Annotated in this window: 11 protein-coding genes and 1 tRNA gene; 10 read left to right on the forward strand and 2 right to left on the reverse strand. The window is 68.3% G+C overall.

Going from position 1 to position 12105, the window contains the following annotated elements:
- Window positions 1-20: 20 nt before the first annotated feature.
- From RBR11_RS07615 to RBR11_RS07625, 3 genes are read left to right on the forward strand one after another with little or no spacing between them, the layout of a single operon-like run.
- Window positions 21-932: a hypothetical protein gene (locus RBR11_RS07615; RefSeq protein ID WP_308488719.1), complete on the forward strand. Its 912-nt coding sequence runs from the start codon at window positions 21-23 to the stop codon at window positions 930-932.
- Complete coding sequence (locus RBR11_RS07620; RefSeq protein WP_308488720.1) at window positions 932-1261, forward strand: hypothetical protein; 330 nt, start codon at window positions 932-934, stop codon at window positions 1259-1261. Before RBR11_RS07615 ends, RBR11_RS07620 begins: the two co-directional genes overlap by 1 nt.
- Window positions 1258-2517 carry a site-specific integrase gene (locus tag RBR11_RS07625; RefSeq protein ID WP_308488721.1) on the forward strand — a complete coding sequence of 420 codons (1260 nt, stop codon included), beginning with the start codon at window positions 1258-1260 and terminating at the stop codon, window positions 2515-2517. The genes RBR11_RS07620 and RBR11_RS07625 overlap by 4 nt, the downstream gene beginning before the upstream one ends.
- 60 nt (window positions 2518-2577) lie before the next feature.
- Here the strand turns inward: RBR11_RS07625 and RBR11_RS07630 are convergent.
- A tRNA-Tyr gene (locus RBR11_RS07630) sits at window positions 2578-2659 on the reverse strand.
- A 109-nt stretch (window positions 2660-2768) separates the two neighbouring features.
- On the reverse strand, window positions 2769-3785 hold the full coding sequence (locus RBR11_RS07635) for a LacI family DNA-binding transcriptional regulator (protein WP_308488722.1): 1017 nt from the start codon (window positions 3783-3785) through the stop codon (window positions 2769-2771).
- A 168-nt stretch (window positions 3786-3953) separates the two neighbouring features.
- Here RBR11_RS07635 and RBR11_RS07640 point away from each other — a divergent pair, with 168 nt between their 5' ends.
- The 7 genes from RBR11_RS07640 to RBR11_RS07670 all read left to right on the forward strand — a co-directional run.
- Window positions 3954-5459, forward strand: coding sequence for a sugar ABC transporter ATP-binding protein (locus RBR11_RS07640; RefSeq protein WP_308488723.1), 1506 nt, complete (start codon window positions 3954-3956; stop codon window positions 5457-5459).
- A complete protein-coding gene (locus RBR11_RS07645) occupies window positions 5456-6478 on the forward strand; it encodes an ABC transporter permease (protein ID WP_308488724.1) in 1023 nt (340 codons plus the stop codon). The genes RBR11_RS07640 and RBR11_RS07645 overlap by 4 nt, the downstream gene beginning before the upstream one ends.
- Window positions 6475-7509, forward strand: a complete 1035-nt coding sequence (locus RBR11_RS07650) for an ABC transporter permease (protein WP_308488725.1) — start codon at window positions 6475-6477, stop codon at window positions 7507-7509. Before RBR11_RS07645 ends, RBR11_RS07650 begins: the two co-directional genes overlap by 4 nt.
- A gap of 62 nt (window positions 7510-7571) precedes the next feature.
- On the forward strand, window positions 7572-8612 hold the full coding sequence (gene rhaS / locus RBR11_RS07655; protein WP_308488726.1) for a rhamnose ABC transporter substrate-binding protein: 1041 nt from the start codon (window positions 7572-7574) through the stop codon (window positions 8610-8612).
- 65 nt (window positions 8613-8677) lie between these two features.
- Window positions 8678-9049: an L-rhamnose mutarotase gene (locus RBR11_RS07660; protein ID WP_308488727.1), complete on the forward strand. Its 372-nt coding sequence runs from the start codon at window positions 8678-8680 to the stop codon at window positions 9047-9049.
- Window positions 9046-10212 (forward strand): L-rhamnose isomerase, encoded by a 1167-nt coding sequence (rhaI, locus tag RBR11_RS07665; protein WP_308488728.1) that lies wholly within the window; start codon window positions 9046-9048, stop codon window positions 10210-10212. The genes RBR11_RS07660 and rhaI overlap by 4 nt, the downstream gene beginning before the upstream one ends.
- Before the next feature lie 61 nt (window positions 10213-10273).
- Window positions 10274-12105, forward strand: a 1832-nt coding sequence (locus tag RBR11_RS07670; protein WP_308488729.1) for a bifunctional aldolase/short-chain dehydrogenase, incomplete at its 3' end; no start/stop codon positions are given.

The raw sequence follows: 12105 nt of genomic DNA on the forward strand, positions 1-12105 counted from the left end.
ATAACCGTGAGGTGTCAGGCATGAGCGTCGAGCGATGGCTGATGCCGTCGGGGCGCGTCGCGACGATCGCGCCTGACCAGCCGGAGAGTGCGGTCGAGGTGCTCCGGGAGACACTGCGAGGCATGGGCGGAGTGCAGGTCGAGCCGACGTTCGGAGCCACCGACAGTACCGCCCCACACGAAGATGCCCCCGCAGCCGTTGCAGCGGCCAACGTGGGCGAGACCAAGACCATTACCGAGGAAGCAGGATTGACCGTGAACGAGACTGGGCCGGAGCACTTTGCACGCCCACAAGGCCTCACGGATGAGGTCGCCTGGCAGGCGTGGGCTGCGGACGTCACGCTCGCCGGCATCGCCCCCACGGAACCCCCGTACGTGCCTGACTGGGCATGCGTGGCTACTGTCGAGGAGAACGAGAACGACGGGTGCGCAGTGGTCTTCCGGGGACGCCCGCACACGTTCGGCCGCATCACCGCCCACGTCGTGTGCGAGATCTTCGCGTGGGAGAACGCCTTCGAAGGCCCGTTCCTGAACGTCGTCGCGACAGGGAGCGGTGTCGATGTCGCCTGTCTCACCGCTGGCGGTCTCGAGTTCCGTGAGATGTCGGGCGTCGGTGTCGACCTGGGGCGCGCGATCGCCGCCGCATCCAGGGAGCTCGAGGACATCCAGCGCCAAGCCAGTCGGCAGAGGGTGGCAACCATGGTGGACGACGCGGTGTCGCTTGAGGTCAAGGCGATGATCGCGGACCGCGAGATGAACGACGACGAAGCAGCCGACGCGCTCGACATGTCGAAGCCCCTCCTCCGGTCCCGGCTGAGCGGGTTCTCGCACTGGCGGCTCGACGAGTTGCGCAAGATCGCTGATGGGTTCGGCGCCGATCCTGCGGAAACGCTTCAGCGGCTGAGCGGACTCATCACCCTGGCGGTGAGGTAATGAGCGCCGCCGCGATCCACGCCGTCCCGTGCGTCCGTCACGACTGGTGCGGCGGTCACGGTCCTGTGCAGGACGGTTCGCATTCGACGAGCATCACGGTCGGTGACCGGCTGCCGATGACACTGCGGATCGACTTGCTCGAGCACTCCAGCTCGGCGCGGTGGGAGTTCTTCCTGCACCCGGTCGAGGACTGGGCGAGCACCTCGGTCCACTTCGATCGGGACATCGACGAATGGCTCGCGTCGCTCGTGCATGCCCGCGCGGAGATCCGATCCTGGCTCGCACGCCATCCGGGGCTCGAGGCGACCGCGGCGGTGATGAACTCATGAGCGCTGACGTCACCCGCCGGTGCGGATGCCGAGACGAGAACGGCCGGCAGTTGGGGACCAAATGCCCCCGACTGTCCGACCCGAAGCACGGCACGTGGTCTTACTCGATCAGCGCCGGGTTCGTCATGAAGCCCGGCGCGGACGGGAAGCTACGCCGAGCCCGGCAACGTGTCCGCATCGGCGGGTTCAAGACGCAGAAGGCCGCGCAGACCGCCCGCAACAAGGCTGCCGTGCAGCTCGACCAAGGCAACTACCGGGAGCCCTCGAAGGAAACCCTGGCCGAGTACCTCACGACATGGCTACCTCGACGCGAACGCACCGGCAACGGCCTCAAAGTGACAACCGTGCGCATGTACCGGCGATACATCGAAGTCGACATCGGACCGTCGAAGCTCGGGTCGATGAAGATCTCGGAGATCCGCCGCGGACACGTCACGCAGTTCGTCGACGCCCTCACAGACGCGGGCCGCGGGGCGACGACAGTCCGACGCATCGTCGCCGTCCTGCAGTCCGCATTCCGCGACGCTGCCAACGACCAACTGATCGACGACAACCCCGCCCACGGTGTGCGGCTCCCCACCGTCGAGCGCGACGAGTTCCAGCCGTGGGAGCCCGAACAGATCGGGCACTTCCTCGACGTCGCCGCTAAGCATCGGCTCGGGGAACTGTTCACGGTCGCGGTGTTCTGCGGAATGCGCCGAGGGGAGCTCGTCGGTCTGCGATGGGAGGATGTCGACCTCGCGAAACGGGAGATCGCTGTCAAGCACACCCGTGTGCAGGCGGGGAAAGAGACGATCGAGACATCCCCGAAGTCCAGGGCCGGCCGACGAATCATCGAGCTCGACGACACCACCGTCGGCGCTCTCATCGCCTGGCAGATCAAGCAGACCACCGAGCGCGAGACTTGGGGTGAGGCTTGGACCGATAGCGGGTACGTGTTCACCTACGAGAACGGCACGCCGCTGCGGCCCGCCTACGCGTCACGGTTGTTCGAGTCGCTGCGCGATCAGGCGCAGCTCGAGCACGCGTCGATCCACAGTCTGCGTCACACGCACGCGTCCCTGTTGCTCGCGTCGGGAACGGACATCGCGATCGTGTCCAAGAGGCTGGGCCACTCGACGGTGGCGCTCACCTCGGACGTGTACGCGCACCTGATCGCATCGGCCTCCAGGCGAGCTGCGGAGGGCGCCGCCGCTCTCGTCCCTCGGGCTACTGTCCACACGGCGGCCACACATGAGGTCGAATCGCCTGCTTGACCTCCGGCAACAAGAAGGCCCCGGCCACACTTTTCAGTGTCGACCGGGGCTTTTCTTGGGTGGCGAGTGAGGGATTCGAACCCCCGAAGCATTCCGCGGCTGATTTACAGTCAGCTCCCTTTGGCCGCTCGGGCAACTCGCCAGTGCACGCCCGTCCCGCTTTCTCAGCCGACCGGGGGCGCGAAGATCAAGCATACCGGGCAGAACGGGTGACCGGAAATCGAGCGTCCGGTGTCGATCCGGCGGACCGGTCAGGGGCCGACGGGCCCGCCCGTCGATGCTCGCACGATGAGTTCGGGCTGGAACACGACGTGCTCATTCGGGGTCTGCGGATTGCCGGCGATCCGCATGAGGAGATCGACGGCCGTCGAGCCGATGAGAGCGGCCGGCTGACGCACCGAGCTCAGCGGAATGACCGCGGAAGACGCGAAGTCGATGTCGTCGTAGCCGATCAGCGCCATGTCCTCCGGCACGCGCACGTCACCGGTCATCACGAGAGCCTGCAGCAGACCCAGCGCGAGGAGGTCGTTGGCCGCGAAGACGGCGTCAGGGCGTGCTTCCCGCGAGCGCTCGAGGATCCGGCGTCCCGCCTCACGCCCGGCGTCGACCGTGAGCGCGTCCGTGCCGATGAACTCCACCGTCGCGTCGTCGCGCCCCGCGACCGCGCGCTGCGCCCCATCGAAGCGGTCGGACACCTGACGCAGCGAGAGCGGCCCGCCCACGAACGCGATGCGTCGGCGACCGATCTCGCAGAGGTGCTCCGCGGCGATGCGCCCGCCGCTGACGTCGTCGACCGCGACCGACGGGAAGCCGCCGTCTCGCGACTCGCGATCCACGAGGACCGTGGGCATGCCGCGCTCACGCAGGCGCTGCAGTCGGGGCAGTGACTCCGCGACCGGGGTGATCAGGACGCCATGCACGCGGTGCTGCTCGAACAGATCGATGTGCGCCCGTTCCCGGTCCACCTTCTCATCGCTGTTCGCGACGAGGATCGTGAGTCCGTGCTCGGCCGCGCGCTCCTCGGCGCCCTGTGCGATGTCGGCGAAGAACGGGTTGCGCGCATCCAGCACCACGAGGCCGATGCTGTTGCTCCGTCCGGCACGCAGCTGCCGCGCCGCATCGTTGCGCACGAAGCCGAGCCGGGTGATCGCATCCTGCACGCGGGCCACCGTGGCCGCCGCGACGCGATCCGGGCGGTTCAGGACGTTCGAGACCGTCCCCACCGACACTCCGGCCGCTTCCGCGACATCCTTCACGCTCGCCGACATCGTTCCTCCCGCTCCGACTCTATCCACTGGCCACGCCTTCGGTCTGAAACGAATCACAAATGTTCTGCCCCATCGACAAACGGGTGTTGACAGTCTCGGCGGGCGTACCGTACCTTCGTCTCGAAGGGGTTTGAAACGATTCATACCCTCAATGAAGAGGAGAGATCGATGAGCTCAGCACCCGTGCTCGAGCTGCGAGACGTGCAGAAGGCTTTCGGCGCCGTCATCGCGCTCCGATCAGGGACGATCGCCGTGGATCCTGGTTCCATTCACGCGCTCGTCGGCGAGAACGGAGCCGGCAAGTCGACACTGGTGAAGATCGTCGCGGGGCTGTACCAGCGCGATGGGGGCGATTTCCGCTTCAAGGGCGAGAGCGTGGACTTCTCCTCGACCGCGCAGTCGAAGGCCGCGGGTGTCGCCGTCATCTACCAGGAGCCCACGCTCTTCCCCGATCTGACCGTCACCGAGAACATCTTCATGGGACGCCAGCCGATCGGCCGCCTCGGGCGGATCGACCGCAGGGCCATGCGTCACGAGGTCGAGCGCCTGTTCACGCGACTGGGCGTCACGATCGACCCGGATCGCCCGGCCGAAGGACTCTCGATCGCCGACCAGCAGGTCATCGAGATCGCCAAGGCGGTCTCCCTCGATGCTTCCCTCCTCATCATGGACGAGCCCACCGCGGCGCTCTCCGGCATCGAGGTGGAGCGGCTCTTCGCGATCGCGCGGAGCCTGCGCGACGAGGGCCGTGCTCTCATCTTCATCTCCCACCGCTTCGACGAGGTCTTCGACCTCTGCGACACCGTCACCGTCATGCGCGACGGCGCCTACATCGCGACCACGCCTATCGCCGAGACGAACGTCGACCTTATCGTCCGGCAGATGGTGGGGCGGGAAGTCACCGACCTCTTCCCGAAGCAGGACGCGACCATCGGTGAGACGGTGCTCTCCGTCGAGGGGCTCAGCAGCCCCGGCGTGTTCCACGACATCACCTTCCGCGTGCGCGCCGGAGAGATCGTCGGCCTCGCCGGACTCGTGGGGGCGGGGCGCAGCGAGGTCGCTCGCGCCGTGTTCGGCGTGGACCCCTACCGCACGGGAACCGTCACGATGCACGGCAAGCCCGTGCCGGGTGGCAGCCCGACGGCGGCGATGCGCTCCGGGCTCGCGCTGGTCCCCGAGGACCGCCGCAAGCAGGGGCTCGTGGTCGAGTCCGGCGTCGGCCACAACATCACCCTGGCGATCCGGCAGCGTCTCGCCCGGTTCGGTCTGCTCACGTCGGCCATGGAGAACAGAGCGGCCCAGGTCTGGGCGACCCGACTCGAGGTCAAAGCGCATGCGCTCGACACCGCTGCGGCGACGCTCTCCGGCGGCAATCAGCAGAAGGTCGTCCTCGCCAAATGGCTGGCGACGGAGCCCTCCGTCCTGATCATCGATGAGCCCACGCGCGGCATCGACGTCGGCACCAAGGCCGAGGTGCATCGCCTGCTCTCCGAACTCGCAGGGCAGGGGATGGGGATCCTGATGATCTCCTCCGAGCTGCCGGAGGTGCTCGGGATGGCGGACCGCGTGCTCGTCATGCGAGAGGGGCGGATCACCGCCGAGATCGACCGGGCCGACGCCACCTCGGAGAGCGTCATGTTCGCCGCCACACATTCTTCGGAGCAGCACTCATGACCACCATCGCCATCCGCACGTCGTCGCTGACGAAGACCGTCAGCGCGATCGGCCGTGCCCGCGAGTTCGGGATCCTCATCGCTCTCGCGCTCGTGGTAGCCGCCGCCACCGTCAAGAACCCCGCCTTCCTCTTCAGCCCGGACGGATGGCGCGACCTTCTGCTCACCCCGTCGATCCTGGTCCTGGTCGCGGTCGGCCAGGCGATCGTCATCGTGACTCGCAACGTCGACCTGTCGGTCGGCTCCATCATCGGACTGAGCGCCTTCCTCACCGGACGGCTGTTCAGCGACGTCCCCGGGATTCCGATCGCCGCCGTCGCCCTCGCGGCGGTGCTCCTCGGCGGAGCCCTCGGGCTCATCAACGGCGCGCTCGTCGCGTTCGCCCGCGTCCCGGCGATGGTGATCACGCTCGGCACGCTGTACGCCTACCGCGGCATCGACGTCGTGTGGGCCGGCAGCAGCCGCGTCAACGCGTCGGATCTGCCGAAGGCGTTCCTCGCCCTCGGCACAGGACAGCTCCTCACGATCCCAATCCTGTCGATCGTCGCGCTGCTCGTGCTCGCCGCCGCCGCCTGGTACCTCCGCAACACCCGCGGAGGCCGCGAGTACTACGCGATCGGATCCGATCCCGCCGCCGCCCAGCTCTACGGCTTGCGGGTCACCCGTCGGGTGCTCACCGCCTTCCTCCTCTCCGGCGCCCTCGCCGGTCTCGCAGGCGTGTTCTACGCCGCCCGCTACGGCACGATCGACTCGCAGGCCGGGTCCGGCTGGGAGTTGCAGGCCGTGGGCGCCGCGGTCATCGGCGGGGTCGCCATCACCGGCGGCGTCGGCACCGTCTGGGGCGCGGCCATCGGGGCCGTGCTGCTGCTCACGATCAATCGGGCGCTGCCGGTGCTCGGCATCCCGGACTTCTGGCAGGGCGCCGTCGTCGGCGCGCTCATCATCGGCGCGATCGTGCTCGATCGCGTCCTGGCCGTGCGGCAGAAACGCCGCCTCATCGAGGCGAGGGACGAATCATGATCGACACCCGCTCCATCCGCGACTACACCATTCCGCTCTGGCGTCGGATCCTGCTCTCCCGCGAGACCGCGATCGTCGGCCTGCTGCTCATCGTCGCCGTCGTCTCGGCGGTCTCGGTCCGCGGCTTCGGTCAGCCGATCACCGTGACGTTCCTGCTCCTCGACGTGGCGCCGATCCTGCTGATCGCGCTGCCGATGACCCTCGTCATGATCACCGGGGAGATCGACCTCTCCGTGGGGAGTATGGTGGGCCTGTCGAGCGTCGTGACCGGCGCCCTGGTGCAGGCGCACGTCCCGTTCGGGGTCGCGGCGCTCGCCGCCCTCGCCGTCGGCGTGATCGGCGGCGCCGTGAACGGCTTCCTGGTGACCGTGGTCGGTCTGCCGTCCCTCGCCGTGACGATCGGCACGCTGGCGCTCTTTCGGGGTCTCGCGGTCGGCACGCTCGGAACGACGGCCGTGACCGACTTCCCCGCCGAGTGGACCGCCCTCGCCCAGGCGAAGGTGTCGGGGACCACGATCCCCTACATCATGGTCCCGTTCCTGATCCTGCTGGCCATCTTCGCCGTCGTACTGCACTTCACACCCTTCGGTCGCGGCATCTACGCGATCGGCCTCTCCAAGGACGCGGCGCGGTTCTCCGGCGTGCACGTCGAGCGCGCCAAGATGCTGCTCTTCGTCGCCTCGGGCCTGATCGCCGCGTTCGCGGGGATCTTCTACACGCTGCGCTACGGAAGCGCCCGCGGTGACAACGCGACCGGCCTCGAGCTCCAGGTGATCGCGGCGGTCGTTCTCGGCGGGGTCTCGGTGTTCGGGGGACGCGGTCAGCTCTACGGCGTGGTCGCGGCCGTGCTGCTGATCGGCACGCTGTCCAGCGCGCTGCGCCTCGCGAACGTCACGTCCGACGTCATCAACATCATCACGGGCGTCCTGCTGGTGTTGTCGGTCGTGGCGGCCAGCCTCCTGAGCCGGCTTCAGCGAACGCTCCGCCGCCCGTCGCGCGTCGCCCACCCCGCGGCCCTCACAGCACCATGACCCGGCCGCTTCCTCCGTCGCAGGCACCCGTCGCGGCGACAACTCCCGAAAGGAACAGAACAATGACGTTTGCACACAAGCGTGTGGCGGCCCTCGCCGCCGTCGCCGTGACGGCGGCGCTCGCGCTGACCGGTTGCGCGGACACCGGCTCGTCGTCCTCGCCGACCGGCGGATCCGCGGGCAAGAGCGACAACCTCGCGATCACCTTCCTGCCGAAGAACCTGGGAAACCCCTACTTCGACACCTCGGCCAAGGGAGGCAAGGCGGCCGTCGCGGAGTTCAAGGGCACCTTCAACCAGGTCGGTCCCGCGCAGGCCGCCCCCGACGCTCAAGTCAGCTACATCAACACCGCCACCCAGCAGGGCGTCGGCGCGCTCGTCGTCTCGGCCAACGACCCGAAGGCGATCTGCGACGCGCTGAACCAGGCCCGCAAGGCGGGTGTGAAGGTGGTCACATTCGACTCCGACACGCACCCCGAATGCCGCGACCTGTTCATCAACCAGGCGACCGCGGAAGGGATCGCCAAGGTCCAGGTCGACCAGATCACCAAGCAGATCGGCGACTCCGGCGAGGTCGCGATCCTCTCCGCCTCCGCCAACGCGACCAACCAGAACGCGTGGATCGACCTGATGAAGAAGGACCTCACCGCCGACCACCCGAACGTCAAGCTCGTCGACGTCGTCTACGGCAACGACGATGATCAGACGTCGTTCGACAAGACCGCAGCACTGCTGCAGTCGCACCCGAATCTCAAGGGCATCGTTTCGCCCACGACGGTCGGAGTAGCGGCGGCTGCGCGCTACCTTTCCACCTCCACGTTCAAGGGCAAGGTCGCGCTGACCGGCCTCGGCACCCCGAACCAGATGCGCGAGTACGTCAAGGACGGCACCGTCACCTCGTTCGCGCTGTGGAACCCGGAGGATCTCGGATACCTCTCCGCCTTCGCGGCGCAGGCGCTGATCAAGGGCGACATCACCGGCAAGGAGGGCGACAGCTTCAAGGCCGGCAAGCTGGGCGAGTTCAAGGTCGGCGCCAACGGTGTCGTGCTGCTGGGCGACCCGTTCGTATTCACGAAGGCCAACATCGACACCTTCAACTTCTGATCGACGTCGTGCTGGGTCGCGGATCACGATCCCGGCCCAGCACGACGAAGAGAAGGGCGACCACAATGACCCGACACTGCTTCGAACTCCGGATCCGGCCGGAGCTCCTCGACGACTACGTCGCCCGGCATACCCCGGTGCGCCCGGAGATGCTCGCCGAGATCGCCGCCGCGGGCCGGCGCAACTACTCGCTGTTCCTCGCCGGCGGCGGCCGGCTCGTGGGCTACTACGAGACCGAAGACGACGCCGCAGCCCAGGCCTACCTCGCCGGATCCCCGATCGCGGCGCAGTGGGAGGCCGAGATGGCGCCGTACTTCCTCGGCCTGGACGGGCGGCCCGACCAGGCCGCGACGCCGCTCACCGAGATCTTCCACCTGGCCGATCAGCTCGCCGCTGCCCACCGCACGTCCGCTCCCGAAGAAGGCACCGCATCATGACCACGCTCTCCCCCGAGATCCTCGCCGAGCTCGAGAAGCAGGCGATCGAGCTGCCCAGCTGGGCGTTCGGCAACTCCGGCACTCGCTTCCGGGTGTTCGGCACGCCGGGCACGCCTCGCGACCCGTATGAGAAGATCGCCGATGCCGCCCAGGTGCACGTGCACACCGCGCTCGCCCCGACCGTGGCGCTGCACATCCCGTGGGACCTCGTCGACTCCTTCGACGACCTGCGCCGGCACGCGGAGGACCTCGGCGTCGCCCTGGGCACGGTCAACTCCAACACGTTCCAGGACGAGGACTACAAGTTCGGAGCCCTCGCGCATGAGGACGACCGGATCCGGCAGAAGGCGATCGACCATCACCTCGCCTGCATCGACGTGATGCACGCGACCGGATCCCGGGATCTGAAGATCTGGCTCGCGGAGGGATCCAACTACCCGGGGCAGAACGACATGCGCTCCCGACAGGACCGCCTGCAGGACTCGCTGCAGCAGATCTACGCGCACCTCGGCGACACGCAGCGCCTGGTGCTGGAGTACAAGTTCTTCGAGCCGTCGTTCTACCACACCGACGTTCCCGACTGGGGGACGAGCTATGCGCAGGTCGCGGCGCTCGGCGAGCGGGCGATGGTGTGCCTGGACACCGGCCACCACGCCCCCGGCACCAACATCGAGTTCATCGTGATGCAGCTGCTGCGCCTCGGCAAGCTCGGCTCGTTCGACTTCAACTCGCGCTTCTACGCCGACGACGACCTGATCGTGGGAGCTGCGGATCCGTTCCAGCTGTTCCGGATCCTTGCCGAGGTGATCCGTGGCGGCGGACTGAACAACCCCGATGTCGCGTTCATGCTCGACCAGTGCCACAACATCGAGTCGAAGATCCCCGGCCAGATCCGCTCGGTGCTGAACGTGCAGGAGATGACCGCTCGCGCACTGCTGATCGACCGCGAGGCCCTGGCCACCGCACAGCGCGCGAACGACGTACTCGCCGCGAACGCCGTGCTCATGGACGCGTTCTACACCGACGTCCGTCCGGCGCTGGCCGCCTGGCGTTCCGAGCGCGGTCTGCCCGCCGATCCGATGGCGGCCTTCCTCTCCTCCGGCTACCTCGAGAAGATCTCCGCCGAGCGTGTCGGCGGTGCCCAGGCCGGCTGGGGCGCCTGAGCGCGTCGCGCCGCCGCAGAATCCCGAACCCCCGCACGATCACCGCATCCTAGGAACCGATATGACCTCCCCCATCGCCGCCGCCCTCCTCGCCCGCAGCAACCGTCTGGGCGCGGATCCGAGGAATACGAACTATGCGGGTGGGAATACGTCCGCGAAGGGCACCGGCACGGATCCCGTCACGGGGCGGCCGGTGGAGCTGCTGTGGGTGAAGGGCTCGGGTGGTGACCTGGGCACGCTGACCGAGCAGGGTCTCGCGGTCCTTCGGCTGGACCGGATGCGCGCGCTCGTCGACGTGTACCCGGGTCTCGACCGCGAGGACGAGATGGTCGCCGCGTTCGACTACTGCCTGCACGGCAAGGGCGGGGCCGCCCCGTCGATCGATACGGCGATGCACGGCCTCGTCGACGCCGCGCACGTCGATCACCTGCACCCCGACAGTGGCATCGCGATCGCGACCGCCGCCGACGGCGAGGCGCTCACGGCCCGGATCTTCGGTGGCAAGGTCGTGTGGGTGCCGTGGCGGCGCCCGGGGTTCCAGCTGGGGCTCGACATCGCCGCGATCAAGGCGGAGAACCCCGACGCGGTGGGCTGCGTCCTGGGCGGGCACGGGATCACCGCGTGGGGCGACACGTCCGAGGAGGCGGAGGCGAACAGCCTGTGGATCATCGAGACCGCCGCCGCCCACATCGCCGAGCACGGCAAGACGGACCCGTTCGGTGGCGTCCGCGCCGGGTTCGAGGCGCTGCCCGCCGCCGAGCGGCGCGAGCGCGCAGCCGCCCTCGCGGCCACGATCCGCGGGATCGCGTCGACCGAGCGGCCCATGGTCGGCCATTTCACCGACGCGGACGTCGTGCTGGACTTCCTCGCGTCGACGAAGGCGCCGGCGCTCGCTGCCCTGGGCACGTCCTGCCCCGACCATTTCCTGCGCACCAAGGTCAAGCCGCTGATCCTCGACGTGCCCGCGACCGCCACCGCCGAGGAGCAGATCGCGCGCCTGCACGAGCTGCACTCCTCGTATCGGACCGACTACCAGGCCTACTACGACGCGCACGCGACCGCCGACAGCCCCGCAATCCGCGGCGCCGACCCGCTCATCGTGCTCGTCCCCGGTGTCGGCATGTTCTCCTACGGTGCGAACAAGCAGACCGCGCGTGTCGCGGGCGAGTTCTACGTCAACGCGATCAACGTGATGCGCGGCGCCGAGGCCCTGTCGACCTACGCGCCGATCTCCGACGCCGAAAAGTTCCGCATCGAGTACTGGGCACTCGAGGAAGCCAAGCTGCAGCGGATGCCGCGGCCTGCGAGCCACCAGGGACGGATCGCGTTCGTCACGGGCGCCGCGAGCGGCATCGGCAAAGCCATCGCCACCCGGCTCGCCGCCGAAGGGGCGTGCGTCGTGGTCGCCGACCTGGACCTGGACAAGGCCCGCGCCGCGGCGGCGGAACTCGGCGGCACCGACGTCGCGATCGGCGTGGCCGCGAACGTCGCCGACGCCGCCCAGGTGCAGGCCGCGCTGAACGACGCCATGCTCGCGTTCGGCGGCGTCGACCTGATCGTCAACAACGCCGGCCTGTCACTGTCCAAACCGCTCCTGGAGACCACGGAGAAGGACTGGGACCTGCAGCACGACGTGATGGCGAAGGGATCCTTCCTCGTATCCAAGGCCGCAGCACGCATCCTCATCGACCAGAAGCTCGGCGGAGACATCATCTACATCTCCTCCAAGAACAGCGTCTTCGCCGGCCCCAACAACATCGCCTACTCCGCCACCAAGGCCGACCAGGCCCACCAGGTGCGCCTGCTCGCCGTCGAACTCGGCGAACACGGCGTGCGCGTGAACGGCATCAACCCCGACGGCGTCGTGCGCGGATCCGGGATCTTCGCCTCCGG

The sequence above is a fragment of the Microbacterium capsulatum genome, assembly GCF_030865425.1.
In the GTDB taxonomy this organism is placed as follows: domain Bacteria; phylum Actinomycetota; class Actinomycetes; order Actinomycetales; family Microbacteriaceae; genus Microbacterium; species Microbacterium capsulatum.

What these genes read in the sequence shown, in the direction of transcription:
- RBR11_RS07615 (WP_308488719.1), top strand. Translation starts at nt 21, where the DNA reads ATGAGCGTCGAGCGATGGCTGATGCCGTCGGGGCGCGTCGCGACGATC.
- RBR11_RS07620 (WP_308488720.1), top strand. Translation starts at nt 932, where the DNA reads ATGAGCGCCGCCGCGATCCACGCCGTCCCGTGCGTCCGTCACGACTGG.
- RBR11_RS07625 (WP_308488721.1), top strand. Translation starts at nt 1,258, where the DNA reads ATGAGCGCTGACGTCACCCGCCGGTGCGGATGCCGAGACGAGAACGGC.
- RBR11_RS07635 (WP_308488722.1), bottom strand. Translation starts at nt 3,785, where the DNA reads ATGTCGGCGAGCGTGAAGGATGTCGCGGAAGCGGCCGGAGTGTCGGTG.
- RBR11_RS07640 (WP_308488723.1), top strand. Translation starts at nt 3,954, where the DNA reads ATGAGCTCAGCACCCGTGCTCGAGCTGCGAGACGTGCAGAAGGCTTTC.
- RBR11_RS07645 (WP_308488724.1), top strand. Translation starts at nt 5,456, where the DNA reads ATGACCACCATCGCCATCCGCACGTCGTCGCTGACGAAGACCGTCAGC.
- RBR11_RS07650 (WP_308488725.1), top strand. Translation starts at nt 6,475, where the DNA reads ATGATCGACACCCGCTCCATCCGCGACTACACCATTCCGCTCTGGCGT.
- rhaS (WP_308488726.1), top strand. Translation starts at nt 7,572, where the DNA reads ATGACGTTTGCACACAAGCGTGTGGCGGCCCTCGCCGCCGTCGCCGTG.
- RBR11_RS07660 (WP_308488727.1), top strand. Translation starts at nt 8,678, where the DNA reads ATGACCCGACACTGCTTCGAACTCCGGATCCGGCCGGAGCTCCTCGAC.
- rhaI (WP_308488728.1), top strand. Translation starts at nt 9,046, where the DNA reads ATGACCACGCTCTCCCCCGAGATCCTCGCCGAGCTCGAGAAGCAGGCG.